Annotated in this window: 29 protein-coding genes and 1 riboswitch; of the genes, 10 read left to right on the top strand and 19 right to left on the bottom strand. The window is 75.1% G+C overall.

Annotation, left to right across the window (positions count from 1 at the left end; genetic code table 11):
• The 6 genes from PKA89_RS05760 to PKA89_RS05785 form a co-directional block, all read right to left on the bottom strand.
• Nucleotides 1-379: Trp biosynthesis-associated membrane protein (locus PKA89_RS05760; protein ID WP_324417466.1), on the bottom strand; the 379-nt coding region annotated here is incomplete at its 3' end.
• A complete protein-coding gene (locus tag PKA89_RS05765) occupies nucleotides 376-1,938 on the bottom strand; it encodes an anthranilate synthase component I (RefSeq protein ID WP_324417468.1) in 1,563 nt (520 codons plus the stop codon). The genes PKA89_RS05765 and PKA89_RS05760, both read right to left, overlap by 4 nt.
• Entirely contained in the window at nucleotides 1,935-2,303 is a 369-nt protein-coding gene (gene hisI / locus PKA89_RS05770; RefSeq protein ID WP_324417470.1) for a phosphoribosyl-AMP cyclohydrolase, read from the bottom strand. The genes PKA89_RS05765 and hisI overlap by 4 nt, the downstream gene beginning before the upstream one ends.
• Nucleotides 2,304-2,307: 4 nt before the next feature.
• Nucleotides 2,308-2,961: a Pr6Pr family membrane protein gene (locus PKA89_RS05775; protein ID WP_324417471.1), complete on the bottom strand. Its 654-nt coding sequence runs from the start codon at nucleotides 2,959-2,961 to the stop codon at nucleotides 2,308-2,310.
• 64 nt (nucleotides 2,962-3,025) lie between these two features.
• Entirely contained in the window at nucleotides 3,026-3,799 is a 774-nt protein-coding gene (hisF, locus tag PKA89_RS05780; protein WP_324417473.1) for an imidazole glycerol phosphate synthase subunit HisF, read from the bottom strand.
• A 125-nt stretch (nucleotides 3,800-3,924) separates the two neighbouring features.
• On the bottom strand, nucleotides 3,925-4,548 hold the full coding sequence (locus PKA89_RS05785; protein WP_324417475.1) for a hypothetical protein: 624 nt from the start codon (nucleotides 4,546-4,548) through the stop codon (nucleotides 3,925-3,927).
• A gap of 157 nt (nucleotides 4,549-4,705) precedes the next feature.
• On the opposite strand from PKA89_RS05785, the gene PKA89_RS05790 reads away from it, so the two are divergent.
• The 5 genes from PKA89_RS05790 to PKA89_RS05810 all read left to right on the top strand — a co-directional run bounded on the left by PKA89_RS05790 (nucleotide 4,706) and on the right by PKA89_RS05810 (nucleotide 10,188).
• Nucleotides 4,706-6,553, top strand: a complete 1,848-nt coding sequence (locus PKA89_RS05790) for a sensor histidine kinase (RefSeq protein WP_324417477.1) — start codon at nucleotides 4,706-4,708, stop codon at nucleotides 6,551-6,553.
• Between the two features lie 14 nt (nucleotides 6,554-6,567).
• Complete coding sequence (locus PKA89_RS05795; RefSeq protein WP_324417479.1) at nucleotides 6,568-7,197, top strand: response regulator transcription factor; 630 nt, start codon at nucleotides 6,568-6,570, stop codon at nucleotides 7,195-7,197.
• Nucleotides 7,198-7,266: 69 nt separating this feature from the next.
• Entirely contained in the window at nucleotides 7,267-7,842 is a 576-nt protein-coding gene (locus PKA89_RS05800; RefSeq protein ID WP_324417481.1) for an AAA family ATPase, read from the top strand.
• The gene (locus PKA89_RS05805; protein WP_324417483.1) at nucleotides 7,839-8,915 is read left to right on the top strand and encodes an FUSC family protein; all 1,077 of its coding nucleotides are present in this window, start codon (nucleotides 7,839-7,841) and stop codon (nucleotides 8,913-8,915) included. The genes PKA89_RS05800 and PKA89_RS05805 overlap by 4 nt, the downstream gene beginning before the upstream one ends.
• A gap of 31 nt (nucleotides 8,916-8,946) precedes the next feature.
• Nucleotides 8,947-10,188, top strand: a complete 1,242-nt coding sequence (locus tag PKA89_RS05810; protein ID WP_324417485.1) for an MFS transporter — start codon at nucleotides 8,947-8,949, stop codon at nucleotides 10,186-10,188.
• Here the strand turns inward: PKA89_RS05810 and PKA89_RS05815 are convergent.
• The 6 genes from PKA89_RS05815 to pnuC form a co-directional block, all read right to left on the bottom strand.
• On the bottom strand, nucleotides 10,178-11,098 hold the full coding sequence (locus tag PKA89_RS05815) for an SRPBCC family protein (protein ID WP_324417487.1): 921 nt from the start codon (nucleotides 11,096-11,098) through the stop codon (nucleotides 10,178-10,180). The genes PKA89_RS05810 and PKA89_RS05815 overlap by 11 nt on opposite strands.
• Nucleotides 11,095-11,403, bottom strand: coding sequence for a metalloregulator ArsR/SmtB family transcription factor (locus PKA89_RS05820; protein ID WP_324417489.1), 309 nt, complete (start codon nucleotides 11,401-11,403; stop codon nucleotides 11,095-11,097). The genes PKA89_RS05815 and PKA89_RS05820 overlap by 4 nt, the downstream gene beginning before the upstream one ends.
• Nucleotides 11,404-11,435: 32 nt before the next feature.
• On the bottom strand, nucleotides 11,436-11,891 hold the full coding sequence (locus PKA89_RS05825) for a PH domain-containing protein (RefSeq protein WP_324417490.1): 456 nt from the start codon (nucleotides 11,889-11,891) through the stop codon (nucleotides 11,436-11,438).
• Nucleotides 11,879-12,724 carry an ATP phosphoribosyltransferase gene (hisG, locus tag PKA89_RS05830; RefSeq protein WP_324417492.1) on the bottom strand — a complete coding sequence of 282 codons (846 nt, stop codon included), beginning with the start codon at nucleotides 12,722-12,724 and terminating at the stop codon, nucleotides 11,879-11,881. The genes PKA89_RS05825 and hisG overlap by 13 nt, the downstream gene beginning before the upstream one ends.
• Nucleotides 12,725-12,753: 29 nt before the next feature.
• Nucleotides 12,754-13,017, bottom strand: a complete 264-nt coding sequence (locus PKA89_RS05835) for a phosphoribosyl-ATP diphosphatase (protein ID WP_324417494.1) — start codon at nucleotides 13,015-13,017, stop codon at nucleotides 12,754-12,756.
• Nucleotides 13,018-13,157: 140 nt separating this feature from the next.
• Nucleotides 13,158-13,913, bottom strand: coding sequence for a nicotinamide riboside transporter PnuC (gene pnuC, locus PKA89_RS05840; protein WP_324417496.1), 756 nt, complete (start codon nucleotides 13,911-13,913; stop codon nucleotides 13,158-13,160).
• A 104-nt stretch (nucleotides 13,914-14,017) separates the two neighbouring features.
• A riboswitch (FMN riboswitch) is annotated at nucleotides 14,018-14,148 on the bottom strand.
• A 105-nt stretch (nucleotides 14,149-14,253) separates the two neighbouring features.
• Between pnuC and PKA89_RS05845 the strand changes: the two genes are divergently transcribed.
• Nucleotides 14,254-14,970 carry a hypothetical protein gene (locus PKA89_RS05845; RefSeq protein ID WP_324417498.1) on the top strand — a complete coding sequence of 239 codons (717 nt, stop codon included), beginning with the start codon at nucleotides 14,254-14,256 and terminating at the stop codon, nucleotides 14,968-14,970.
• 5 nt (nucleotides 14,971-14,975) lie between these two features.
• On the opposite strand, the gene PKA89_RS05850 is transcribed toward PKA89_RS05845, so the two are convergent.
• The 7 genes from PKA89_RS05850 to PKA89_RS05880 are packed head-to-tail and all read right to left on the bottom strand — an operon-like array spanning nucleotide 14,976 to nucleotide 21,405.
• Entirely contained in the window at nucleotides 14,976-15,587 is a 612-nt protein-coding gene (locus tag PKA89_RS05850) for a pentapeptide repeat-containing protein (protein WP_324417500.1), read from the bottom strand.
• A gap of 2 nt (nucleotides 15,588-15,589) precedes the next feature.
• A complete protein-coding gene (gene rpe / locus PKA89_RS05855) occupies nucleotides 15,590-16,246 on the bottom strand; it encodes a ribulose-phosphate 3-epimerase (protein WP_324417502.1) in 657 nt (218 codons plus the stop codon).
• Between the two features lie 20 nt (nucleotides 16,247-16,266).
• Complete coding sequence (locus PKA89_RS05860) at nucleotides 16,267-16,770, bottom strand: GNAT family N-acetyltransferase (protein ID WP_324417504.1); 504 nt, start codon at nucleotides 16,768-16,770, stop codon at nucleotides 16,267-16,269.
• Nucleotides 16,763-18,253: a transcription antitermination factor NusB gene (locus PKA89_RS05865; protein WP_324417506.1), complete on the bottom strand. Its 1,491-nt coding sequence runs from the start codon at nucleotides 18,251-18,253 to the stop codon at nucleotides 16,763-16,765. Before PKA89_RS05865 ends, PKA89_RS05860 begins: the two co-directional genes overlap by 8 nt.
• Before the next feature lie 29 nt (nucleotides 18,254-18,282).
• Nucleotides 18,283-19,299, bottom strand: coding sequence for a LacI family DNA-binding transcriptional regulator (locus PKA89_RS05870; protein ID WP_324417508.1), 1,017 nt, complete (start codon nucleotides 19,297-19,299; stop codon nucleotides 18,283-18,285).
• 11 nt (nucleotides 19,300-19,310) lie between these two features.
• Nucleotides 19,311-20,492: an MFS transporter gene (locus PKA89_RS05875; RefSeq protein ID WP_324417510.1), complete on the bottom strand. Its 1,182-nt coding sequence runs from the start codon at nucleotides 20,490-20,492 to the stop codon at nucleotides 19,311-19,313.
• Nucleotides 20,476-21,405, bottom strand: coding sequence for a PhnD/SsuA/transferrin family substrate-binding protein (locus PKA89_RS05880; protein ID WP_324417512.1), 930 nt, complete (start codon nucleotides 21,403-21,405; stop codon nucleotides 20,476-20,478). Before PKA89_RS05880 ends, PKA89_RS05875 begins: the two co-directional genes overlap by 17 nt.
• A 140-nt stretch (nucleotides 21,406-21,545) precedes the next feature.
• Here PKA89_RS05880 and PKA89_RS05885 point away from each other — a divergent pair, with 140 nt between their 5' ends.
• From PKA89_RS05885 to PKA89_RS05900, 4 genes are read left to right on the top strand one after another with little or no spacing between them, the layout of a single operon-like run.
• Nucleotides 21,546-22,643: an alpha/beta hydrolase gene (locus PKA89_RS05885; RefSeq protein ID WP_324417513.1), complete on the top strand. Its 1,098-nt coding sequence runs from the start codon at nucleotides 21,546-21,548 to the stop codon at nucleotides 22,641-22,643.
• Complete coding sequence (locus tag PKA89_RS05890; RefSeq protein ID WP_324417516.1) at nucleotides 22,640-23,614, top strand: NAD(P)-dependent oxidoreductase; 975 nt, start codon at nucleotides 22,640-22,642, stop codon at nucleotides 23,612-23,614. The genes PKA89_RS05885 and PKA89_RS05890 overlap by 4 nt, the downstream gene beginning before the upstream one ends.
• Nucleotides 23,611-24,849: a Xaa-Pro peptidase family protein gene (locus PKA89_RS05895; protein ID WP_324417518.1), complete on the top strand. Its 1,239-nt coding sequence runs from the start codon at nucleotides 23,611-23,613 to the stop codon at nucleotides 24,847-24,849. Before PKA89_RS05890 ends, PKA89_RS05895 begins: the two co-directional genes overlap by 4 nt.
• 13 nt (nucleotides 24,850-24,862) lie before the next feature.
• On the top strand, nucleotides 24,863-26,323 hold the full coding sequence (locus tag PKA89_RS05900) for an NAD-dependent succinate-semialdehyde dehydrogenase (RefSeq protein WP_324417519.1): 1,461 nt from the start codon (nucleotides 24,863-24,865) through the stop codon (nucleotides 26,321-26,323).
• Nucleotides 26,324-26,343 lie beyond the last annotated feature (20 nt).

Consider the following 26,343-nt stretch of genomic DNA (forward strand, 5'->3'; position numbering starts at 1 on the left):
TCGCCGAGGCGACCGCCTCGACCGTGCCGGTGCGCCCGACCCGGGAGGCAGCGACGGGTCCGAGGACTCCGGAGGGGTCGCCGAGGACCCGCACGGTGAGCCCGACGGCGACGGCGAGGCACGCGGCCCAGAGGGCGAGCGCGACGACCCGGGCCACCCGGCCGGCCGCCACGACCGCCACCGACGCCGCGGCGACGGCGAGGGCGAGGGCCGAGAGGCCCGGCGCCACCTCGGCCCCGCCGGCGGTGACCCGGCTGCCGCCGAGGACGGCGTCGGCGACGGTCCCGGTGACCCAGGGCCGGAAGCCCGCGACGAGGACCGTCCCGGCGCCGAGCAGCGCGAGGAGGACGACCGGCCCGCGCCCGCCGAGCCGCCTCACGAGACGGTCCGCATCGCGCCGGCGGTGGCGACGGCCCGCAGGGCCGCGGTCGCCTTGTGCACGCACTCCTCGTGCTCGCGGGCCGGGACGGAGTCGGCGACGATGCCGGCGCCGGCCTGCACGTGGGCGACGCCGTCGCGGACCACCGCGGTGCGGATGGCGATGGCCATGTCGAGGTCGCCGTGGAAGTCGAGGTAGCCGACGACCCCGCCGTAGACGCCGCGGCGCGACGGTTCGTACCGCTCGATGAGGGCCAGGGCGCGCGGCTTCGGCGCGCCGGAGAGGGTGCCGGCCGGGAAGGTCGAGACGAGCACGTCGTAGGCGCTGACCCCGGGGCGGGTGTCGCCGACGACCGTCGACTCGAGGTGCATCACGTGGCTGTAGCGACGCACGTCCATGAACTCGACGACGTCGACGGTGCCGGGGCGGCAGACCCGCTGGAGGTCGTTGCGGCCGAGGTCGACGAGCATCACGTGCTCGGCCCGCTCCTTGGGGTCGGCGAGCAGCTCCTCGGCGAGGCGGACGTCGTCCTCCGGCGTCTTGCCGCGCGGTCGCGACCCGGCGATCGGGTGCGTGATGGCCCGCTCCCCCGTGACCCGGACGAGGGCCTCCGGGCTGCTGCCGACGACGGCGTAGTGCGAGCCGTCGGGCGCCGGCAGCCGGAAGAGGTACATGTACGGGCTCGGGTTGGACGCCCGCAGCGCGCGGTAGACCTCGAGCGGGTCGGCCGGGCAGTCGAGCGAGAACCGCTGCGAGAGGACCACCTGGAAGACCTCCCCGGCCCGGATGTCCTCCTTGGCCAGCTCGACGACCTCCTCGTAGCGCTCGCGGGTCGTGTTCGAGCGGACGTGCGCCATCGCCTCCTCGGCCGCGTCCGTGTCGACGACCGCCACGGTGCTCGGCGCGGGGGCGGCCAGCGCCTCGGTCATCGCGTCGAGGCGGGCCACCGCGTCGGCCCACGCCTGCTCGACCCGCTCGTCGGTGTCGTCGTAGTTGACCGCGTTGGCCACGAGGAGGATGGAGCCGTCGGCGTGGTCGAGGACGGCGAGGTCGGTGGCGAGCATCATCGACAGCTCGGGCAGGTGCAGCTCGTCCGGGAGCTCGGCGGGGACCCGCTCCCAGCGGCGGACCGCGTCGTAGGAGATGGCGCCCACCATGCCGCCCGTCAGCGGAGGCAGGCCGGCGATCGGCGGTGTGGCGAGCGCCTCCATCGTCGCCCGGAGCGCGTCGGTCGCGAGGCCGTCGGTGGGGACGCCGACCGGTGGGTCGCCGACCCAGTGCGCGCGGCCGTCGCGCTCGGTGAGCGTGGCCCGGCTCGCCGCCCCGACGATCGACCAGCGCGACCACACGCCGCCGTGCTCGGCCGACTCGAGGAGGAAGGTGCCCGGTCGGTCGCCGGCCAGCTTGCGGTAGACCCCGACCGGCGTCTCGGCGTCGCCCATGAGCCGGCGGACGACGGGGATGACCCGGCGGTCGCGGGCAAGGAGGCCGAAGACGTCGAGGCCCGGCCAGGTCCGGCCGTAGGCGAGGTCGGGGACCTCGGCCGCCGGTGCGCTCACGCCGCTCCCCCGACCGCGGCCCCGAGGTCGTGGTCGTCGAAGCAGGTGCGGGCACCGGTGTGGCAGGCGGCGCCCACCTGGTCGACCCGGACGAGCAGCGCGTCACCGTCGCAGTCGAGCGCGACCGAGCGCACGTGCTGGACGTGGCCCGAGGTGTCGCCCTTGCGCCAGTACTCCTGCCGGCTGCGCGACCAGAAGGTCACCCGGCCCTCGGTCAGCGTGCGGCGCAGCGCCTCGTCGTCCATCCAGCCCAGCATGAGGACCTCGCCGGTGTCGTGCTGCTGGACGACCGCGGCGACGAGACCCTGCGCGTCGCGGGTCAGGCGGGCGGCGACGGCGGGGTCGAGGGCGGGGTCGGTCGGCACCCCGTCATTCTGCCGCGTCGGGGACCGGGCGCAGGCGGCGGTCCAGGGCCGTCGCCCCCGCGAAGAGCAGGAGGAACAGGACCGTGATGCCGACGCAGGCGACGACGACCGCGCCGACCCCGTTCTCGCGGTGGTCGAGGAACGGGTACGGGTACCAGCCGCTCAGCGCCCCGACCACGAGCGTCCAGACCGTCCAGACGACCGGCCAGACCAGTGCCTCCCCGACCGTGCGCCACGACACCCGCGGCCGCGGACCGGCGAGCAGCCACACGACGACGGCCAGCAGCGGCACCGCCATGTGCAGCATCTTGTCGGCGAGCCAGTCGGCGCCCTCGAGGTGCAGCAGGGGGCGGAGCAGGACGAAGTGGACCAGGCCGGTGACCGTGATGCCGACGAGCGCCGCGAGGCGTACCGGACGCCACCACCGGCCGTCGCGCAGGGGGTCGCGCCACAGCTGCCAGGCCGTGACCGTGACGAGCACGTTGCTCTGGATGGTGAAGTACGAGACGAGCCGTCCGAGCCGGAGGCCCAGCGGGGGCACCCGGGTCTCGTCGAGCACGGCGCTGCCGGAGACGACGAGCACGAGCTGGAGGACGAGGGCGGTCGTGGCGACCAGCGCCACCGCGAGGTGCAGCAGCCGGGCGCGGGAGGCGGTCACGAGCGCGAGTGTAGGACCGCCGCGGTGGTGCCGCCGGGACCGGCGACGACCTTCGACGGTGGGCTCAGCGGACCGGCAGGTGCTCGGCGCGCAGGGCGTCCTTCACCTCGCCGATGGTCAGCTCCCCGAAGTGGAACACGCTCGCCGCGAGCACCGCGTCCGCCCCGGCCGCGACGGCCGGCGCGAAGTGCTCGACCGCCCCGGCCCCGCCGCTGGCGATGACCGGGACCCGCACCTCGGCGCGCACGAGGCGGATCAGCTCGAGGTCGAAGCCGTCCCTCGTGCCGTCGGCGTCCATCGAGTTGAGCAGGATCTCGCCCGCGCCGAGCCGCTCGGCCCGGGCGCACCACTCGACGGCGTCGAGCCCGGTGCCGGTGCGGCCACCGTGCGTCGTCACCTCGAAGCCGCCGGTCGGCCGTCCCGCGTCGTCGCGCCGGCGCCGGACGTCGGCGGAGAGGACGAGGACCTGGGCGCCGAACCGGTCGGCGGTCTCGGCGATGAGCTCGGGGCGGGCGATGGCGGCGGTGTTGACGCCCACCTTGTCGGCGCCGGCGCGCAGCAGCCGGTCGACGTCGTCGACGGTGCGCACCCCGCCTCCCACGGTCAGTGGGATGAACACCTCCTCCGCCGTCCGGGCGACGACGTCGTACATCGTCTCGCGGTCGCCGCTGCTCGCGGTGACGTCGAGGAAGGTCAGCTCGTCGGCCCCCTGCTCGCCGTAGCGGCGGGCGAGCTCGACCGGGTCGCCCGCGTCGCGCAGGCCCCGGAAGTTGACCCCCTTGACGACGCGCCCGGCGTCGACGTCGAGGCAGGGGATCACGCGGACGGCGACGGACACGCGGCCAGCGTAGTGGCGGCGCCGCGGAGGGAGCGTCCCGAGGCGGCCGTCATCGGCGAGACCCGGTGCGAGACTCGCGGGTCGGTTGCCCTGCGCGGCGACAGGAACCCCGGCACCCGAGGACGTCAGAGGGAGAGGCCCGCCCCACGCCGGCGCCTCGCGACGAGGACCGAGGCGGCGATGAGCCAGAGCGGCAGCACGAGCTGCACCAGTGCGCCGGCTGGCCCGAGAACCCCGATCACGCCCAGCACGATCGTCGCGACCGAGAACCACGTCGGCAGGGTGGCGTTGCGCAGGCCACCGAGACCGATGCCCCAGAACGCTGCGACCAGCCCGACGAGGACCACCAGCCACGAGTGGAAGCTCAGGTACATCAGCGTCCGTGCGGCGGCGTCCTGGCGGTCCTGAGCGGCGCTGGTCAGCGCCACCTGCAGGCAGCCCTGCACAGCGAGCCCGACCCCGGCCCCGACCAGCCCTGCGTGGGCCACGGAGGAGTACGACGACTCCGAGCCCTCCCCGATGCGCTGGGCCGACCGCGCCGCCGCGGAGAAGAAGAGCAGCATGAGTGCGCCGAGCAGGGACGCGAAGCCGGCGGCGTAGCCCCGGCCGACGGCGTCGGCGATCGTGGCGGTGAGGTGGGGGTCGGTGACGGACTCCCCGAACGGAGCCGTCACCTCTTGGGCGACGAACAGGATGCCGGCAACCGCGCCGGACCAGGGCAAGGCCTTCTCGAAGGTACTGAGCGGCATGTCCCGCTCCTTCCGTGGACATCTGCGGCGACCGTCGCCGGCGGGCCCACCGTGGCCGTCCCGATGACCCAGCGGCATGGTCCCCGTGTCCCGAGTCGCCCGGGAACTGTTCCCGGGCGTGATGACAGCCACGCGCCGGGAGCCGACACTGAGTCCCGTGAACGCCGTCGTCGCCGCCTCGGCGGGCCTGCTCCCGGTCGCCGTCGGGGCTCTCGTCGCTCGCGCCCAGCGGTGGATCGGCTGGCTCCTGGTCGCCGACGGGATCAGCTTCTGGTTGGTCTTCGCCGCGCCCGGACCGGGTGGCCGCGCCGACCTGGTCGTCGCCCAGCTGGCCGCCGGTGCCTGGGTCTTCCTGGTCGTGTGGGTCGCGCTGATCGCGTACCTGCTCCCGGATGGGCGCCCGGGCTCCCGGCGCTGGGGTCGGTGGCTGCACGTCGTCGTGCCCGGAGTCGTCGCCCTCCTGGTCGGTTCGGCCGGGGACGCCCAGGGTTTCCGCGACGCGCACCACGGGGTCGATCCCCCGCTGCCCTGGCTGCCGCAGAGCGTGTCCGGCGTGCTCGGCGTGCTGGGTCTGGTCCTGACGCTGGCCTTCCTGCTGGGTTCCGTGGTCGCGGTGCGGTGGCGGCTGGCGCGGGCGCAGGGCGAGGACCGGATCCGGCTGCTGTGGTTGGTCTGGGGGTCGTTCAGCCTCCCGGTGGGGTTGGTCGGTGGCTGGGTCGCGCACTTCGGCCTCCACGACAACGAGCTCCTGGCCGACGTCTCGCTCGGCCTCGCGGCCGTCGGGATCCCGGTCACCATCGGGATCTCCGTCCTGCGGCACCGCCTGTTCGACGTCCAGGTGGTGCTGGCGCGAACCGTGGTCTACGCGACGCTGACGATCGTGCTGGCCGTCCTCTACGGCGGGCTGCTCGTCGGCGCCGACCAGATGCTCGGCAACGGCACGATCGGCGGCGCCGTCGCCGTGGTGGTCGTGGCCGTGGTGTCCGCGCCGCTGTACGCCCGGGTCCGCCGACGGGCCGAACACTGGGTCTACGGCTACCGGTCCGACCCGGCCGAGGCGCTGCGACGGTTCGGCGCCCGCGTCGAGTCGGTGGACCCGCTGCAGCTCGTCGAGGCCGTCACGGCGGCCGTCGCGGACGCGGTCAGGGTCGAGCGGGTCTGGATCGACGAGGGAGGGGGCGCGTCGGCGCCCGGGACCCCGACCCGGGTCCCGCTCGTTCACCGAGGCGAGAGCATCGGCGACCTCGTCGTCCAGGTGCCCTCCGGCCGGACCCTGTCCCCGGCCGATCTGGCCCTGCTCGACGACCTCGCCCGCCAGGTCGCCGTGACGGTTCGGGCGGCCCAGCTGGCGATCGAGCTCCAAGGGTCCCGGTCCCGGATCATCGCTGCCCGCGAGGAGGAGCGGAAGCGGCTGCGCCGGGACCTGCACGACGGTCTGGGGCCCGCACTGGCGGCCGTCGTGCTCAAGCTCGGTGCCGCTGAGTCCCGTCGCGACGAGGAGGAGCGCAACGCCATCCTGGCCGAGATCAGGCGGGAGACGCGCTCGGCCATCGCGGAGGTCCGCCGCCTCGTCGACGACCTGCGACCGCCGGCGATCGACGAGGTCGGGTTGGTCGGGGCGATCCGGCAGCGGGCGGCCACCTTGTCGAGCGACGCGCTGCGGTTCAGCGTCGTCGGTCCGGTCGAGGTCCCACCGCTGCCGGCAGCCGTCGAGGTGGCGGCGTTCCGCATCGCCTCCGAGGCGATCGCCAACGTCGCGAGGCACTCGGGGGCACGCGCCTGCACCATCGCGCTGGGTATCGACGACCAGCTCGAGCTCACCGTGACCGACGACGGGGTCGGCGGAGCACGCCCGACGCGCACGGGGGTCGGCTGGACCTCGATGACCGAGCGGGCCGAGGAGCTCGGCGGGTCGTGCACCATCTCCGACCGACGGGGAGGCGGGCTCCAGGTGCGTGCGCTCCTGCCGATCGCCGAGGCGCCGGCGCGGGGGACGGTCTCGTGATCGAGGTGCTGATCGTGGACGACCACCCGGCATACCGAGGTGGCCTGCGGATGATGCTCGCGGACGTGCCCGGCGTCCGGCTCGTCGGCGAGGCCGAGTCCGGTGTGCAGGCGGTGGCGCTGGCTGCTGAGCTCGGCCCGGATGTCGTCGTGATGGACCTGCGGATGCCGGATCTCGACGGGATCGAGGCGACCCGCCGGATCGTCGCGAGCGGGTCGCCGTCGGCGGTGATCGTGCTCACCATGTTCGAGGACGACGACTCCGTGTTCGCCGCCATGCGGGCCGGAGCCCGCGGCTACCTGCTCAAGGGCGCCGACCAGGACGAGATCGTCCGGGCGATCGGCGCCGCGGCCGCCGGCGAGGCCATCTTCGGCCCGGAGATCGCCGCGCGGGTGATCTCCCACTTCGCGGCGGGCTCCGGGTCGACGGCCACCGCCTTCCCGGCGCTCACCGCCCGCGAGCGCGAGGTGCTGGAGCTGGTGGCCACCGGCAAGGGGAACGCGGCGATCGCCCACGAGCTGGTCATCAGCCTGAAGACCGTCCGCAACCACGTGTCCAACATCCTCACCAAGCTGCAGGTCTCGGACCGCTCGGCCGCGATCGTCAAGGCACGACGCGCCGGGTTGGGCGACACCGGTCCCTGACCCCGCGCGGCACTCGGCACACCCCTGCGGACGTCCCGCGCGGGGCGGGCTGGGCCTAGAGTCGCCGCTGTGTGGTTCCAGGTGGCGGCCCCGTCCGACCCCGGGCACGTCGACGCGGTCCTCGCGGCCCTGCGGGCGGCCACCCCGCGGTGCGGCGCCACGGCGGTCGTCGCGGTCGACGGCCCGAGCGGCGCCGGCAAGACCACGCTGGCCCTCGGCGTCGTCGAGGTCCTCGGCTGCCCCGTCGTCCACATGGACGAGCTCTACCCGGGCTGGGACGGCCTCGCCGACGCGGTGCCGCTCCTCGTCGGGCAGGTGCTCGAGCCGCTGGCCCGCGGCGAGCGCGCGCGCTACCGGGTCTGGGACTGGGCGGCGCACGGCTGGGGCGAGGTGCGCCACGTCGACCCCGGGCCGGTGCTGGTCGTCGAGGGCTGCGGCGCGAGCGTGGGTGCGGCCCGCCGGTTCGCGGCCGTGCGGGTGTGGGTCGAGGCCCCCCGGGCCGAGCGCAGGCGCCGCGGGCTGGAGCGTGACGGCGAGACCTACGCGGCGCACTGGGAGCGCTGGGCCGCCCAGGAGGACGCCGTCTTCGCGGCCGACCGCACCCGCGAGCACGCCGACCTCGTCCTCTCGACGGAGGGCCGGTGACCGGCCTGCGGACGGCCCTCGCCCGGGGCCTGCACCGCCTCCACGACCGGCTCGTGTTCCTCGCCCAGATCGGCACCGGCGTGGTCCTCGCGTGGTGGCTCGCCCGGCACGCGCTCGGGCACGCCCAGCCGTTCTTCGCCCCGGTCACGGCCATCCTCTGCCTCGGGCTCACCTACGGCCAACGGCTGCGGCGGATCGTCGAGGTGACGGTCGGGGTGGCCATCGGGGTGCTCGTCGGCGACGCGATCGTCCTCCTCCTCGGCAGCGGTGCGGTGCAGATGGCGCTCGTCGTCGTCGCCGCGATGGCCATCGCCATCGTCGTCTCCTCGGGCCAGCTCGTCGTCATCCAGGCCGGTGTCCAGTCGGTCTTCATCGTCGCCTTCGTCGCGACGACCGGCGAGGGGGTCTCCCGCTGGCTCGACGCCGTCGTCGGGGGCGCGGTCGCCCTCGTCATCGGCACGCTCGTGCCGACGAGCCCGGTCGCCCGTCCCCGCGCCGAGGCGGCGCGCACCGTGCGCGCGGTCGCCGGCACCCTCGAGCACGTCACCCTCGCCCTGCGCACCGGCGACGCCGCCGCCGCGACCGATGCCCTCGAGGAGGCCCGGGCCCTCGAGGCGCGGCTCGCCGACCTGCGCACGGCCGCGGCCGAGGGGGTGGCCGTCGTCCGGCAGAGCCCGCTGCTGCGCCGGCACCGTCCCCAGGCGGTCGCCGCGTCCGCGCTCGTCGTGCCGCTCGACCGCTGCGTGCGCAACCTGCGGGTCCTCGCGCGGCGGGCCGCGGTCGCCGTGCGCCGCGGCGAGCCCGTGCCCGAGCGGTACGTCGACCTCGTCGGCGAGCTGGGCCGGGCCACCGCCGACCTCGCCCGCGTCCTCGACGAGCACACCCGGCCGGAGGCGGGTCGCGGCGTGCTCGAGCGGGTCGCCGGGCTCTCCGCCCGGGCCGAGCCGGGCGCCGACCTGTCGGCGGAGATGGTGCGCGGACAGGTGCGCTCGATCGTCGTCGACCTCCTCGTCGTCGCCGGGCTCGACGACGACGAGGCGCTCGCGCTGGTCCCGGAGTCCCACCTGCCGTGACCCGGTGCGAGGATGCGTCGGTGAGCGCCCCGTGACCACCGCCGACCGCCCCGCGACCACCCGGCCGACCCCACCGTGGACCGTCGTCGCCGCACTGGTCCTCGTCGCCGCGAACCTGCGCACCCTGATGGCGAGCCTGCCACCCCTGGCCGAGTCGATCCGCGCCGACCTCGGGCTCTCGAGCGCGGCGATGGGCGTCCTCACGACGCTGCCCGTGCTCTGCATGGGCCTCCTCGCCCCCGTGGCCAACCTCGTCGCGCGGCGACTGGGGCCGGGCGTGGCCGTCGGGCACGGCGTCGGCCTGGTCCTCGTCGGCCTCGTCGTCCGCGGCGTGGCCGGCGACCAGGTCTGGTCGCTCTACGCCGGGACGTTCCTCGCCGGGGCCGGCATCGCCCTCGCCGGCACGCTGCTGCCCGGCATCGTCAAGTCGGTCTTCCCGGCGCACCGCTCCGGGCTCGGGACCGGGCTGACGATGATGTCGATGATGGGGTTCGCGGCCATCGCGTCCGCGGTGTCGGTGCCCCTCGCCCGGGTGCTCGGCGGCTGGTCCGGCTCGCTCCTCGCGTGGGCCCCGCTCGCCGCCGTCGCGGGCCTCGTGTGGGTGCCGATGGCCCGACGGGCGGCCCGGCGGGCGGCCGTGGCGCCCGCGCCGCTCGGGGAGGACGTCACCCACGCCCTGCCGTGGCGCAGCACGACCGCGTGGGTGCTCGCCGCCTACCTCACCTGCCAGTCGTGGCAGTTCTACTCGTCCCTGGCCTGGCTCGCCCCGACGTTCGAGTCGCACGGGTGGAGCGCCGGCGACTCGGGGCTGCTCATGTCCGTCTTCACCGGTGCCCAGCTGGTCTCCGGCCTGCTCGCGCCCACGCTCCTGGACCGGGTCCACGACCCGCGTCGGCTGCTGCTCCTCGCGACCCTGCTCGGCGGGGTCGGCGAGGCCGGTGTCTGGCTCGCGCCGGAGGCCGGCGCCTGGGGGTGGGCCCTGCTGCTCGGCGCCGGCCAGGGCGCGTGCTTCGCCCTGGGGCTGGGGCTGCTCGTCCGCTACGCCGTGACGCCGCGCGACAGCGCCCGGCTCACGGCGATGGCCTTCCTCGTCAGCTACTCGCTGGCCTCGGCGGGCCCGGCGACGATGGGCGCCGTCCGCGACGCGTCGGGCGGGTACTCCCTGCTGTGGGCCCTGCTCGCCCTCGTCTCGCTGCCGCAGCTCGCGGCCCTCGCCCGGCTCCGTCCGACGGCCCCCCGCGTCGGCGAGGCACCGGAGCGGGTCACCGCCTGAGGTCCGCGAGCTGGCCGGTGTGCGCCGGGAGGTGCCGGGCCGCCTCGGTGGCGACGGCGACCCGCTCCCACGGGAGCACGTCGTCGAGGACGACCTCGCCGTCGTGGTGGAGGACGCAGTGCACCGGGGTGGCGCGCTGCTCGGGGTCGAGCCGGGCCAGCGCGTCGACAAGGACCCCGGCGAGGGCCCGCCCGCGGGCGACCCGCGCGGCGTCGTCCGCCGAGCGCGCCACCTCGGCGGCGAGCACGGCCGGGTCCTGGCAGACCACGTTGCGCAGCTCGAGCCCCTCGCGCCGGTGCACGATCGCGTGCGTGACGGCGGTCAGCGCGAGGTCGTTGAGCGCGACGTGCGCCAGCACCTGCGCGGCGTCCCACTCCCCCGGCGCCGGGGCCGGGCCGAAGTCGCCGGCCGCGGCCTCGGCGAAGAACGCGTCGTAGGCGGCACGGAGGGCGTCGAGGTCGGCGGTGTCGGAGGCCGGCTCGGCGACGTCGGCGAAGTGGTCGAGGACCGACCCCCACGCACCGGGCCCGACGTAGCCGCGGCGCCGGCGCGCGGCGTCCTCGCCGAAGCGCTCCCAGCCACGGTGCTCGAGGTCGACCCGGGTCGACGCACCGTCGGCGGAGAAGCGGACCTCGACCTCGGAGGCGTCGTCGGCGGGGCGGCCGGGGTGCCACGTGACGACCAGCCGGTGCGGCGGCTCCCACGCGAGCACCTCGCCCCAGACCTGCTCCGCCCCGTCGACGCCGCGCTCCACGAGCCGGCCGCCCTCGAACGCGACCCCGGCGCAGCGCTCGCCCCCGACGCTGTGCGTCGGCAGCGGCCACCAGGCGCCGATCCGGCCGGTGAACGTCGTGAAGGCCTGCTCGACCCCGCAGCCGACGACGACGCTGCGGAGCACCGGGGCCGTCATCGCTGCTGCTCCTCGACGTGCGCGGCGAACGCCCCGAGGGCGTCGTCCCACAAGGTGTCGACCCAGGCCCGCACGTCACCGAGCCCGTCCGGGCGCACCCGGTAGAGCCGGCGGGTACCGGCCGCCCGGACGTCGACGAGGCCGGCGTCACGCAGGACCCGCAGGTGCTGCGACACCGCCGGCTGCGAGACGCTCGAGGCGTCGGTCAGCTCGCGCACGCTGCGCTCGCCGTCACGGAGGAGCTCGAGGACGTGGCGTCGGGTCGGGTCGCCGAGGGCGTCGAGGACGCGCGCTGCATCAGTCATGGCTAATGATAAGCAGCGGCCGATGATTGCCGTCAAGAGCGACGGTGCGCCCGCACGAGCTCGAGCAACCGGCGCGCCTCGGCCCGGCCGCGGTCGCCGTCGACGCGCTGGACGGCCATGACGGCGACGACGTCGGTGTCGACGAGCTCGAGGCTGACCCACGGGTCGCCCTCGGCGAAGCGGACCGCCTCGATCTCGTCCCAGCCGACCGTGCGGGTCAGCATGAGGTTGCGGACGGTCAGCCCGTCCGGGCCCGGCGTCGCCCGGATCGCCGCGTACCGGGCGAGGAAGCCGCCGACGAGCAGCCCGAAGACGACGAGCGCCACCTGGTCGCCGACGGTCCACTCGCCGGCGACCCCCATCCCGACGGAGACCGCGACGCAGATGAGGACGAACACGCCGGCCACGACGAGCGGCACGACCCGGCCACGACGGGGCCGGAACGTCGCGTCGAGCGGCGCGGCCGCCTCCCGGGTCACAACCGGCACGCGGTGATGTCGGTGACGAGGATGGCCCGCGCCCCGAGCTCGTACAGCTCGTCCATGACGCCGTTCGTGCCGACCCGCGGCACCATCGCCCGCACGGCGCACCAGTCGCGGTTCTGCAGCGGCGAGACGGTCGGCGACTCCAGGCCCGGCGTGATCGCGCAGGCCCGGTCGACGAGGTCGGCCGGGACGTCGTAGTCGAGCATCACGTAGTGGCGGGCGGTGACGACGCCGAGCAGCCGGCGGCGGAGCACCTCGATGCCCGCCTTCTCCTCGCTGCCCTCGCGCCGGACGAGCACGGCCTCGCTGCGCAGGATCGGGTCGCCGAGGACCTCGAGGCCCTGGCTGCGCAGGGTGGCCCCGGTCTCGACCACGTCGGCGATGACGTCGGCGACCCCGAGGGTGACGGCCGTCTCGACCGCGCCGTCCAGGCGCACGACCTCGGCCTGGACCCCGTGGTCGGCGAGGTGCTTCTCGACGAGGCCGGGGTAGCTCGTCGCGACCCGCCGGCCAGCGAGGCCCTCGACGCCCGTTGCCGTGCCCGGCCGGGCGGCGTAGCGGAAGGTCGAGCCGCCGAAGCCGAGCGTCATCACCTCGACCGCGGCCGAGCCGGAGTCGAGGAGCAGGTCGCGGCCGGTGACGCCGCAGTCGACGGTGCCGGAGCCGACGTAGACGGCGATGTCCCGGGGGCGCAGGTAGAAGAGCTCGACGCCGTTGTCGGCGTCGGTGACCACGAGCTCCTTGGTGTCGCGGCGGGTGCGGTAGCCGGCCTCGCGGAGCATCGCGGCGGCGGGCTCGGACAGCGACCCCTTGTTGGGGACGGCGATGCGGAGCATGGCGGTGGGTGTCCTCGGGTCTCGGGCGCTCAGAGGTGGCGGTAGACGTCGTCGGGGGTGAGGTCGGTCGCGAGCATGAGCACCTGGAGGTGGTAGAGCAGCTGGCTGACCTCCTCGGCGGTGCGCTCGCGGCCCTCGTGCTCGGCGGCCATCCACACCTCGGCGGCCTCCTCGACGATCTTCTTCCCGATCGCGTGGACACCGGCGTCGAGGGCGGCGACGGTGCCGGAGCCCTCGGGACGGGTGCGGGCCCTCTCGGCGAGCTCGGCGTACAACGCGTCGAACGTCTTCACGAGGCACAAGGGTACGGGGCGCGGGCCGGGCGGCCGACGGCCGTCCGCCGCCCCCGCTGCCCCCGGTCGAACGACGAGAACACGCCGCGTGCGGTCTCGCGCGCGCGGCGTGTTCTCGTCGGTCGACGGGGTCCGGGCGGTCAGGGGACGGGCGCGGGCTCCCCGGCGACCGGCTGCACGGCAGCCGCCTCGCGGGTCACCTTGACCCACTGGCTGAAGCCGTAGAGGACGAAGGCGCCGTAGAAGATGTACATGACCGACGTCGGCACGTAGCCGGTGGCGAACCCGAGCGGGACGCCGACGAGGTCGACGCCGATCCAGGCCAGCCAGAACTCGTTCCAGCCGCGGGCCATCGCGTAGGTCGCGACGATCGACCCGACGAAGATCCACGCGTCCGCCGCGTAGTACCACCACTGCGGCGTCCAGTACGGGTTCGGCGCGAGGTTCCACAGCGCCACGAAGGCCCACCACACGACGGCCGTCCCGACGAGCCAGCCGGCCACGACGGCGACCCGCTCCCGCGGCGTCGTCCACCGCGGGTGGACTGCCGGGGCGTCGCCACCTCCGCGCCGCCGGGTGGCGGCCCACGCCGCCCACCCGTAGACGCTCACGATGATGAAGAAGACCTGCCGGCCGGCCTGGCCGAAGAGCGGGATGCGCTGGTCGGCGCCGAAGGTGGCGCCGATGTAGACGAAGAACAGCATGATGTTGGCGAGGATGCCGACCGGCCAGGCCCAGACCTTGCGGCGCATGCCGTACCAGGCGGACGCCACGCCGATGAGGACGCCGACCACCTCGAGCACGTGGAGCTGGTACTGCCCGATGGGGATGCTGAGGTCGATCAGCTGCTGGAAGAGGTTCTGCGACGACGTGGTCGCCGCGCTGAGGGTGTTCATGAGAGGTGTTCGTCCTTCGGGTTCGTTCTGCTTCTCGGACGAACTCCGGGGACTACTGCACCGCGGGGCGCACGGGGTCGCGTGAGGACCCGGCACACCCGGCCGTACGTGCTGCCTACCATCCGGACTTTCACCGTCGGTCCAGGAGTTCCACCTGGTCAACCGGCCGCTGGCTGCGGTCGGGTCGCGGACTGTCACCGCCGGCTCGGAGTTTCACCGACCCCGGAGCACGTGCGGCCCAGTATGCACCGCCCTCCCCCGGGCCGGCACCCTCGTCCGCTGTGCGTTCGGCCACGAAACCCTGTGGCCCGCCCGACCCCCGCGGTGGTCCCATGGCTGCGTGCCCGCCCCCACCGAGTCGCAGCTGCGCGCCCTGGCCCGATCCGGCCCGTGGCGCTGGCGCACGCTGCACCTCACCCACCGGAGGCGCGACGGCGAGGAGGTCGAGGCCTGGGTGGTGCGGCCCGGGTGGATGCGCGTGCGGGCGGCGTCCGGGACGGTGCACGTCCTCGACGAGCGCCGGCGCACGCTCGACGTGGTCCGGCTCGACCGGGACCGCACCGAGGACGTGCCGGTCCTGCGCCCGGGCGACGTGCCCGTGCCGCTGGACGCCGACGGGTTCGTCGCCGAGCGGCCGACGTCCCTGCGCTTCGACGCGGACGACCCGATGTGGCGGTCGTACGACTGGGTCGCGATGCTCGACCCCGTCGAGCTGTCGCACGGGACCGAAGTCCGTGAGCTCGCGGCGACGACGCGGCACGGCCGCCTCACCTGGTGGGCCCGGATGTCGGCCACCGAGGGCTACGCACCGCGGTGCGGCTGTTGCCCGTTGCTCTGGGGTGAGGTCTCCGAACGGCTCGAGGCCGCGGCCGGCGGACCGACCTGGGCGCGGGAGCACCCCGACGTCGACTACCCGGGGTCGTGGCTCGTCGGGCTCGACGTGCGCACCGGCGTCGTCGTCTCGGCCGAGCCCCTCGGCGGCGACCGCGACGACCTCGGGTTCGCCGTGACCCTCCACGAGGTCGACGGCCCACCGCACCCGGACCTCGTCGGGTGAGTCGCTCAGCCCTCGACGACGAGCCCCATCGCCCGGAGGATGCCGCCGGCCGCGACGGCGTCCACGCGCATCCCGCGCACCCGGTTCTCGGCCGGGTCGACGACGTAGCCGGTGGCGCCGACGAGGTCGGCCTCGCGCAGGTCGGTGCCGGCGAAGGTGGCGCCCCCGAGGTCGCACCCCGTGAGCAGGGCCCGGCGCAGGTCGGCGCCCGCGAGGTCGACGTCGCGGAGGGAGCAGTCGGCGAACCGGGCCCCGACCGCCTCGACCTCGCGGAACGAGCCGAGGTCGAGGCGGCAGCGCTCGAAGTCCCACGGCCGCGCCGAGAGCGGCGCCGCCGCAGCGCGGCCCCACACGACGCCGAGCGCCTTGCAGTCGACGAAGCGGCAGTCGGTGAACCGGGAGCTCGCGAGGTCGGCCATCGACAGGTTGCACCCGGTGAGGACGCAGTCGGTGAAGGTGCAGTCGCGCAGGACCGCCTTCTCGAGGACACAGCCGTCGAGCCGGCAGGCCTCGAGCTCGACGCCCTCGAGCACCTCGCCGGGCGCGAGTCCCTCGGTGAGGTCGAGGTCGACCGCGTAGCCGCCCTCCCTGTCGAGCCGCTCGAGGAGCGAGGCCATCGTCAGTGGTGGTGGCGGTCGGCGAGGGCGCGCAGCTCGGCCACGGCGTCGGCGGCGGAGTCCCGGCCGTAGACGGCGGAGCCGGCGACGAAGACGTCGGCCCCGGCCTCGGCGCACTGCTCGATGGTCTCGGCGGAGACACCGCCGTCGACCTGCACCCAGATCTCGCCGCCCCGGCGTCGGACCGCCTCGCGGACCCGGCGCACCTTCGGCATCTGGTCGGCCATGAACGACTGGCCACCGAACCCGGGCTCGACCGTCATGACGAGCACCATGTCGACCTCGTCGAGGAGCTCCTCGTACGGCTCGAACGGGGTGTTCGGCTTGACCGCGAACGCGGCCCGGGCCCCCGCGGACCGGATGGACCGGGCCGTCGCGACGGGGTCGGCGGCGGCCTCGACGTGGAAGGTCACGGACCCCGCGCCGACCTCGGCGTACCCCGCGGCCCAGCGGTCGGGGTCCTCGATCATCAGGTGGCAGTCCAAGGGCACCGGTGAGACCTTCTGCAGCGCCTCGACGACCGGCAGCCCGAGGGTGAGGTTCGGGACGAAGTGGTTGTCCATGACGTCGACGTGCGCCCAGTCCGCGGTGGCGATCGCCTCGAGCTCGGCCTGGAGGTTCGCGAAGTCGGCCGAGAGGATCGAGGGGGAGATCTGCACGGGCGCCACCCTAGCGAGCCTCAGCGCACCATCCGCAGCTCGGCGATCGGGAAGCCGGGGCTCGAGGCCCGGGTGCCGTCGAGCACGAACCCGTTGCGCCGGTAGAAGGCGATGGCGCGCTCGTTGCCCTCGGCGGTCCAGAGCTCGGCCGGGCGGTCGGCGACCGCCCACGTGGCGAGCTCCTGGCCGAGCCCGGTGCCCAGGTGGTCGCGGGCCACGTAGAGCCCCCAGAGCTCCTCGGGACGGACCGGCGCGACCCCCTCGTGCGGCCGGGCGGGACCGGCCGCACACCACGCGACCGGCACCTCCCCCGCGAAGACCGCCACCCGCCGGACGCCGGGCGGCAGCGGCTCGGCGAGGACGCGCGTCCACAGGGCGATGCGGTCCTCGGGTCCGCGCTCGTCGAACCAGCCGGCCGGCAGGAGCGGACCGTAGGTGTCGACCCACGCCCGGAAGTGCATCCGCCCGAGCGCGTCGGCGTCGGCCGGGACCGGCGCGCGCCAGGTGAGGTGACGGTCAGGCATCCGGTCGCTTCCGCAGCAGGGCGAGGAACATCGCGTCCGTGCCGTGGACGTGCGGCCAGAGCTGGACGTGCGGCCCGTCCCCGAGCTCGGCGAGCTGGTCACCGGCCGCGTCGCGCAGGTACGGGCGCGCGTCGAGCACCTCGACGTCGGCGCGCTTCTTGAGCACGTCGGAGACGACGAAGCGGGTCTCGGCCACGTGCGGGCTGCACGTCGCGTACGCGACGACGCCGCCCGGGGCCACGGCGTCGAGCGCGGACTGCAGCAGAGCGCGCTGGAGGGGTCCGAGCGTCGCGAGGTCGGCGGGTGTCCGCCGCCACCGGGCCTCCGGGCGGCGCCGGAGGGCACCGAGCCCGGTGCACGGCGCGTCGACGAGAACCCGTGCGTACGAACCCGGCTCGTCCTGCCCCACCTCGCGACCGTCGGTGGTCCGCACCTCGATGCGCCGCCCGGACGACTCGGCCCGGGCGGTGAGCGTGGCCAGCCCGGAGCGGACGAGGTCGGCCCGGTGCGGGCTCACCTCGACGGCGACGAGGTCGCACTCCCGCTCCACGGCGAGCCCGCCGAGGACGCCGGCCTTGCCGCCGGGTCCGGCGCACAGGTCGAGCCAGCGGGCCGGCAGGATGTCGGGCACCTCGACGGCCGCGAGCGCGAGGGCGAGGTGCTGCGACCCCTCGTCCTGGACCGCGGCCCGGCCCTCCCGGACCGCCGCGACCGCGCCCGGGTCGCCACCGCGCAGCACGACGCCGATCGGCGAGGTGGCGCTCCGCTCGGCGTCCGCATCCGCGAGCAGCTCCTCGACGCTCGCGAGGCCCGGGCGGGCGACAAGGTGCACCCGCGGCGGCTCGTTGTCGGCGGCGAGCAGCGCCGCGAGCTCGTCGTCGACGGTGTCCGGCGTGGCGCGACCGTGCCCGAGCAGGGCCGCGCGCAGGGCGGTGACGACCCACTCCGGGTGCGAGGACCGGACGGCGAAGGCCGCCGTCCCGCCACCCTCCGGGGCCACCGCGTCGGTCCACTCCTCGAGGGTCCGCTCCCCCACCCGCCGCAGCACCGCGTTGACCAGCCCGGCGGCGCCCTGTCCGACGACGGACCGGGCGAGGCCGACGGTCTGGTCGGCCGCCGCGTGCGCCGGGACGCGCATCCCGAGCAGCTGGTGCACGCCGAGCCGCAGCACGTCGAGGACCTCCGGGTCGACGCGCTCGACCGGACGGTCGGCGGCGACCGCGATGACGGCGTCGTAGAGGCCCTGGTGCCGGACGGTGCCGAACGCCAGCTCGGTGGCGAAGGCCGCGTCCCGCCCCTCGAGCCGGCGACGGCGCAGGATGCGCGGCATCTCGAGGTTGGCGTACGCACCGTCCGCGACCGCACGCAGCAGGGTGTACGCGGCGAACCGGGCCGGCTCGGCCCGGCGGGTGCGCTGCGCCGGTGCGGTCCGGGAGCGCTGGCGCGGTCCGCGCTGCGGCGGGCGGGCGGGACGGTCGGGCACCCGGAGAGGCTACCGGCGTGGCCGCAGGGTCAGGGCGGGGGCGCCGTGGAGCCCCGCACGACGAGCGAGACCGGCAGCAGCACCGACCGGGCCGGGCGGGAGGGGTCGGCGATGGCGTCGAGGAGCAGGCGCGCCGCCTCCGCACCGATCTGCTGGTGCGGGATCGAGATGGTCGTCAGCGGGGGCCGCAGCTTGTCGAGGAAGGGCATGTCGTTGAACCCGACGACACTGACGTCCTCGGGGCAGCGCAGGCCCCGCTCCCGGAAGACGTCGTAGCAGCCGAGGGCGATGAGGTCGTTGCCGGCGACGACGGCGGTGAAGTCGACTCCGTCGTCGAGGAGCCGGCGCAGCCCGGCGGCGCCGGCCTCCTCGCTCCAGTGCTCCGCCGTGGTCTCCAGCCGCGGGTCGGTGTCGAGCCCGAGGTCCCGGACCGCCGAGCGGAACGCGCGGGCGCGGCCGACGCCCGTGGAGGTGTTCGGTGGCCCGGCGACGTGCGCGATGCGCGTGTGCCCGAGATCGGCGAGGTGCCGCACGGCGAGCTCGACCCCCGCGGCGTCGTCGGGGGTGATCGACGGCACGTCGGCGCCGTCGGGACGCCGGTTGACCATCACCATGACGACGCCCTCGTCGTGCAGTCGGTGGAGCAGGGCGTGGTGCACCCGGGCCGTGGCGACGATGAGCCCCTCGACCTGCCGCGCGCGCAGCCGCTCGATCTGCGCCTCCTCGCGGGCCGGGTCGTTGTCGGTGTTGACGATGAGGCCGCTGTACCCGGCCGGTTCGAGGACGTCCTCGATGCCGCGCACGATCGGGGGGAAGAGCGGGTTGGTGAGGTCCGGGATGACGAGCCCCACGCTGCCGGACTTGGCCGTCTTCAGCCCGCGGGCGATGGGGTTCGGGTGGTACCCGAGCTGCTCGGCCACCTTGATGACCCGCCGCGCGGTCTCGGCGTTGACCAGCCCGCGCGTGGACGGGTTGAGCGCCCTCGAGGCCGTGGCCGCGTGGACGCCCGCGGCCTCGGCGACGTCACGGAGCGTCGGTGTCGGCACGACCACGGAGTCTAGGGCCCCGTGGGCCCCGCCGCCCGGGGCCGCCAGCGCCCCCGGACCGCGGCCGCGGCCGCGCCGAGGGGGACGGCCAGGACGGCGGCGGCCGCGAACAGGACGTCGTAGCGTCCCCGGTCGGCGAGCCCGGAGGCGAGGACGGCGGCCAGCGAGGACCCCACGAACAGCGAGCCGGCGAAGAGTGACACGACCGTCGCGCGGGCCTGCGGGAGCACCTCGGTCGCCCAGGTCTGGAGGGTCGAGTGCATGGCGGACCACGCGGCCCCGAGGAGCACGGCCCCGGCCACGGCCGCCGCCACGCCCTGCGAGACTGCGAGGACGGAGCCGGCGAGCACCGCCGCCACCGCGCCCACCCGGAGCAGCCGGGCGGCGTCCCAGCGCTGCGAGAGCCGGCCGACGAGCTGGGAGCAGACGAGGACGGAGAGCCCGTACACCCCCGTCGCGAGTCCGGCGACCGAGGTCGAGGCGCCCGCGCCCTCCGCGGCGGCGGGCAGGAGGGTGACCGTCCCGAGGAGCACCGCGCCCTCGACGAGGGCGCAGAGCAGGACGAACCGCGCCACGCCCGACCGCGCGACGGTCCGCAGCGGGGGCAGGACGCCAGGCGTGGTCCGGCCCGGCGGTTCGGCGAGCGCGCCGAGCCGGGCGGCGACGACGAGGGCGGCCGCTCCGGTGACGACGAAGGTGAGCCGCCAGGTGGCGTGGTCGGCGACGAGGCCGGCACCGACGTAGGCGAGCGAGGTGCCGAGGGCGACGCCCACCATGAGCCGCGCGATGTCACGCTGGCGGACCTCCGGACGCACCGTGTCGCCGAGGTAGATGAGCGCGGCGGGGTAGGCCGCACCGAAGAACCCGCCGGCCAGTCCCCGGGTGAGCAGGAGGACGGCCGTGGTCGTGGAGAACGCCGACGCCACCGAGCAGAGCCCGGCCACCACGAGGGTGAGCCGCATCGTCGCGACCCGTCCCAGCCGGTCCGACACCGTGCCCCAGACCGGCTGCGAGAGGCCGTAGACGAGGAAGTAGGCCCCGGCGGCGCGGACGACGTCCCCGAGGGGCACCCCGAGGTCGAGCGCGATCGCGACGAGCATCGGCGGCATCGCGAAGCGGTCGAAGGTGGCGACGAACGCCGCGGCCTGGAGCAGGCGGATGGGGCGGGGCCCGGCGTCAGCGGGCGTCGACAAGCCCCGAGCCCTCCTCGAGTGCCGCGTCCACGGCGTCACGACCGTCGACCACTACGGGCAGGTACGTGCGCCGCAGGCCGACGAGCGTGGCGAGGGCGGCGCGCTCGACCCGGCCCCCCGCCACGAGCCCCTCGGTCGGGCTGCGCAGGCGCGCCAGGTGCCGTCTGGCCTGGTCGCCGTCGAGCCCGAGGCGGCTGCGGGCGGCATCGGTCACCACGTCGTCGAGGCCGCCGGCGAGGACCTCGTCGGCCACCCCGGTGAGGACGTCGGCGAGACGGCGGGCGGTCTCGAGGTGCTCGTCGCCGACGACCGCGACGACGGTGCCGAGGTAGGGCGCGAGCCGCTCTCCCGCCGCCGCGAGGAGGGTGCACCCGGCGGCCTCGGCGACGAGCTCGTTGCCGGCGTTCAGCATCGTGGCGTCGCAGTCGCCCGCGAGCAGGGCCTCGAGGCGCCGGGGCGTGGACCCGAGGGCGACGAGCTCGTAGTCGGAGGCGGGGACGCCGAGCTGCTCGGCGAGGGCGTAGAGCGCGAGGGCGAACCCCGACTGCGGGACGTCGACACCGACCCGCGCCCCCCGCAGGTCCGCCGCCGTGAGGCCGGCCCGCGCGTAGAGGCCGAGCCCGAGGGCGCGGTCGAGCGCCCCGACGATCCGTGCGTCGAGGAGCGTCCCGAGGGGGTTGCGCGGGTTGAAGCGGTAGGCCAGGACGTTGTCGGGGCTCGTGAGGGCCACCTGCAGCGAGCCGTCGGCCAGCTCGCGGAACTGCCCGGGCGAGGACGTGGCGGGGTGCTCGGTGACGGTGAGCCCGGCGGCCTCCAGCCGACCGAGGCCCCGGGCGACCTCGAGGACCACGGGCGGGCTGAACGTACCGACGTCGACGTGGGTCAGGGCGACCTCCCGGGAGAGCCGCGGCACGGGACCGCGGTGAGTGCATTCGATTGCACTGGGACCGCACCACAGGCGGGTGCGCTTGACACGAGGTAGGCTACTCCAGCAGGCTGCACTCGTTTGCAGTCACGTCTCTCGGCAGACCCGCCGGGGAGGGAGGAGGAGGCATGGACGAGAAGGTGGCCTCCGCCATCGCGCACTGGGCACCGCGCTTCACCGCGAACGGGGTGACCCCGGCCGACTTCGCCCGCGTGACCGCCTCCGTCGAGCACTGGTCGGACTGGTGCGCGGCCTGGGTCGCGGTCGGCGCCGAGCACGAGCAGCTCGGCCGCACCGCCCTCGCCGAGCGGCGCCTGCGCTCCGGCGGCGAGCACCTCGCCCAGGCCGCGGCGTACTACCACTTCGCCAAGTTCGTCTTCGTCGACGACCTCGAGCAGATGCGCGACGCGCACGCCCGGGCGGTCGCCGCCTACACGGAGGCGTTGCCCCACCTCGACCCGCCGGGGCGCCGGGTCGAGATCCCCTTCGAGGAGGGCCGGCTCGTCGCCGTCGTGCGGACGCCCCCGGGCGACGGACCGCACCCCGTCGTCGTCATGGTGCCGGGCCTGGACTCCACCAAGGAGGAGCTGCGCTCCACCGAGCAGACCTTCCTCGACCGGGGCCTCGCGACGTTCGCCGTCGACGGCCCGGGCCAGGGGGAGGCCGAGTACGACCTGCACATCCGGGGCGACTGGGCGCCGGTGGCCGAGGCCTTGCACGCCGCCGTCACGGCCGAGCCCGACCTCGACGAGACGCGGCTCGGCGTCTGGGGGGTCAGCCTCGGCGGGTACTACTCCGTCGCGGTCACGGCGGCGCTCGGTGACCGGGTGACGGCCGCGGTCGCCCTCGCCGGACCGTTCTGCTTCGGCGAGTGCTGGGACGGCCTGCCACCGCTCACCCGGGACACCTTCCGGGTCCGGTCGGGGACGACGAGCGACGACGAGGCCCGCGCGGTCGCGAACACGCTCGACCTCGCGCCGGTGGCCGGCGACGTCACCGCTCCCCTGCTCATCGTCTTCGGCCGGCGTGACCGGCTCATCCCGTTCACCCAGGCCGAGAAGGTGCACGCGGCCGTGCCGGGCAGCGAGCTGCTGATGCTCGAGGACGCCAACCACGGCTGCGCCGACTACTCCCCCTGGCACCGGCCACGCACCGCGGACTGGCTGGCCACCCATCTCGGCGGCGACGTCGGCGACCCCATTCCAGCGAAGGCAGGAGCCCGATGAGCGCCCCCGACCAGCACACCCCCGCGGGCGACGCCGCCCGGCTCTCCGTCGGCTGGATCGGCGCCGGCCGGATGGGCGCCGCGATGGCCGGGCGGCTCGCCGCGGCCGGCGAGGACGTCACCGTGTGGAACCGCACGCGGGCCAAGGCCGAGGCGTTGGAACCGGCCGGGGTCAGGGTCGCCGACGCCATCGCCGACCTGCGCGACCGTGACGTCGTCTTCACGATGGTCTCCGGCCCCGCCGACCTCACCGAGGTGCTGACCGGCGCGGGCGGCCTGCTCGCCGACCCGGAGCACCTGCCCGGCGCCGTCGTCGACTGCTCCACCGTCGACGCCGAGACCTCGGCAGCGATGCGCGAGGCCTGCGCCGCGTGCGGGGTGGACTTCCTCGCCTCCCCGGTGAGCGGCAACGCCAAGGTCGTGGCGGCCGGGCAGCTGACCCTCGTCGTGTCCGGTCCGGAGGCCACCTACCGGCGGGTGGCCCACCTCCTCGACCACCTCGGGCAGGGCGCCACGTACGTCGGTGACGGCGACCTCGCCCGGCTCGCGAAGATCTGCCACAACGTCATGCTCGGCGTGGTGACCCAGTGCCTCGCCGAGATCACCGTGCTGGCCGAGAAGGGCGGGATGTCGCGCGCCGCCTTCCTCGACTTCCTCAACCGGTCGGTCATGGGCTCGACGTTCACCCGCTACAAGACCCCGGCCTTCGTCCACCTCGACTACACCCCGACGTTCACGCCGCTGCTGCTGCGCAAGGACTTCGACCTCGGGTTCGCCGCGGCGCACGACCTCGACGTGCCGATGCCCGTCGCGGCGGCCGCGGCGGCCGCCGTCCAGGCGACGGTGAGCAGCGGCCGGGTGACCGAGGACTTCGCGATCCTCCTCGACGCGCAGGCGCACAGCTCGGGCGTCACCCTCGAGCCGGAGGACACCGAGGTCGACGACGGCCTCTCCGGAGGGGGCCGGTCGTGACCCGCCCACTCGGGGCGCCCGGCCACATGGGTGTCGACTACGAGGAGCGGGTCGACTTCGCGCGGCTGCGCGACTACCGGCTCGGGCGGGCCCGCGCCGCCCTCGCGGGCAGCGAGTGCGGCGCGTTCCTCCTCTTCGACTTCTACAACATCCGCTACACGACGCACACGTGGATCGGTGGCGCCCTCGGCGACAAGATGATCCGCTACGCCCTCCTCGCGGGAGACCGCGACCCGGTGCTCTGGGACTTCGGCTCGGCGGTCAAGCACCACAAGGCGTACTCGCCGTGGGTGCCGGAGGAGAACTACCGCGCCGGGTTCCTCGGCTTCCGTGGCGCCGTGGCCCCCAGCGTGGGGCTGATGCGCGACGCGGTGGCCGAGATCAAGTCGCTGCTCGTCGAGGCGGGCGTGGCCGACCAGCCGGTCGGCGTCGACATCGTCGAGCCGCCCTTCCTCTTCGAGATGGAGCGCCAGGGCCTGCGGGTCGTCGACGCCCAGCAGCTGATGCTCGACGCCCGGGTCATCAAGTCGCCGGACGAGATCACGCTGCTCACCCAGGCCGCGGCCATGGTCGACGGCGTCTACCAGGGCATCGTCGACCGGCTCAAGCCCGGGATCCGTGAGAACGAGGTCGTCGCGTACGCGAACAAGCGTCTCTACGAGATGGGTTCGGACCAGGTCGAGGCGGTCAACGCCATCTCGGGCGAGCGCTGCAACCCGCACCCGCACAACTTCACCGACCGTCTCGTGCGCCCCGGCGACCAGGCCTTCTTCGACATCATCCACTCCTACAACGGCTACCGGACCTGCTACTACCGCACCTTCTCGGTCGGCAGCTCCACCCCCGCGCAGCGCGACGCGTACCGGCAGGCCCGCGAGTGGATGGACCGCGGCATCGCCGGCATCCGGGCGGGGGTCGGCACCGACGAGGTCGCCGCCCTCCTCCCCCGCGCCGAGGACTTCGGCTTCGGCAGCGAGATGGAGGCCTTCGGGCTGCAGTTCGCGCACGGTCTCGGCCTGGGCCTGCACGAGCGGCCGATCATCTCCCGGCTCAACTCGATGAAGGAGCCGATGGAGCTGGAGGTGGGGATGGTCTTCGCCCTCGAGACGTACTGCCCTGCCTCCGACGGCTACTCCGCGGCCCGGATCGAGGAGGAGATCGTCATCACCGAGCACGGCCCCGAGGTGATCACGCTCTTCCCCGCGCAGGAGCTGTTCGTCGCGAACCCGTACTGAGAGAGGACCCGTCATGGGTGACTTCACCCTCGAGCAGGTCGCCGGCCTGCCCCTGGACCTGTTCGTCGACGGCCGCAGCGTCGCGGCGAGCGACGGAGGACGCTTCGACGTCCTCGACCCCGCGACCGGCGAGGTCGTGGCGACGGTGGCGGACGGCACGGTCGAGGACGCCGCGGCCGCGGTGGACGCGGCCCACGCGGCCGGCCCCGGCTGGGCCGCCACGCCGCCCCGGGAACGTGCCGAGGTGCTGCGCCGCGCCTTCGAGGGCATGACCGCGCGCGCCGACGAGCTCGCCCACCTCATCGCGCTCGAGAACGGCAAGGCGCTGCCCGACGCGCGCGGGGAGGTCGCCTACGCGGCCGAGTTCTTCCGCTGGTACGCCGAGGAGGCCGTGCGGGCCTCGGGCGAGCTGACCACCGCACCGTCCGGTGCCAACCGCATCCTCGTGCTGCGCCAGCCGGTCGGCGTCGCCGTGCTCGTCACGCCGTGGAACTTCCCCGCCGCGATGGCCACCCGCAAGATCGGGCCCGCCCTCGCGGCGGGCTGCACCGTCGTCCTCAAGCCGGCGTCCGACACGCCCCTGACGGCCCTGCTCATGGCGCGCATCCTCGACGACGCCGGGGTCCCGGCCGGGGTGGTCAACGTCCTGCCGTCGCGCCGCTCGGGTGCGGTGGTCTCGGCGATGCTCCACGACCCGCGGGTGCGCAAGCTGTCCTTCACCGGGTCCACCGAGGTCGGGCGCGTGCTCCTCAAGGAGGCCGCCGACCAGGTCGTCAACTGCTCGATGGAGCTCGGCGGCAACGCGCCCTTCCTCGTCTTCGACGACGCCGACCTCGACGCCGCGCTCGACGGCGCGATGCTCGCGAAGATGCGCAACGGGGGCGAGGCCTGCACGGCGGCCAACCGCTTCTTCGTCCAGGCCGGGGTCGCGGAGGAGTTCTCGCGCCGGCTGGCCGAGCGGATGGGCGCGCTCCGCCTCGGGCCCGGCACCGCCGACGAGACCCAGGTCGGGCCGCTCGTCAACGAGGACGCCGCCGCGAAGGTCGACGAGCTCGTGCGCGGAGCGGTCGACGCCGGGGGCCGGGTCGTCGTCGGCGGCACGCGCCCGGACCGCCCCGGGTTCTACTACGAGCCGACCGTCCTCACCGACGTGCCGCGGGAGGCGGCGATCCTGCGCGAGGAGATCTTCGGCCCGGTGGCCCCCGTCGTGACCTTCACCGACGAGGACGAGGCGGTCGAGCTCGCCAACGACACCGAGTACGGGCTCGTCTCGTACGTCTACACCGGGGACCTCGCGCGCGGACTGCGGCTCGCGGAGCGGCTCGACTCGGGGATGGTCGGGCTCAACCGCGGCCTCGTCTCCGACCCGGCGGCGCCCTTCGGCGGCACGAAGCAGAGCGGCATCGGCCGCGAGGGTGGTCATGAAGGGATGCTCGACTACCTCGAGAGCAAGTACGTGGCCGTCACCTGGTGACGGCCGGGCGCCGCCGGCGG

The organism is Phycicoccus sp. (genome assembly GCF_035325325.1).
In the GTDB taxonomy this organism is placed as follows: domain Bacteria; phylum Actinomycetota; class Actinomycetes; order Actinomycetales; family Dermatophilaceae; genus Phycicoccus.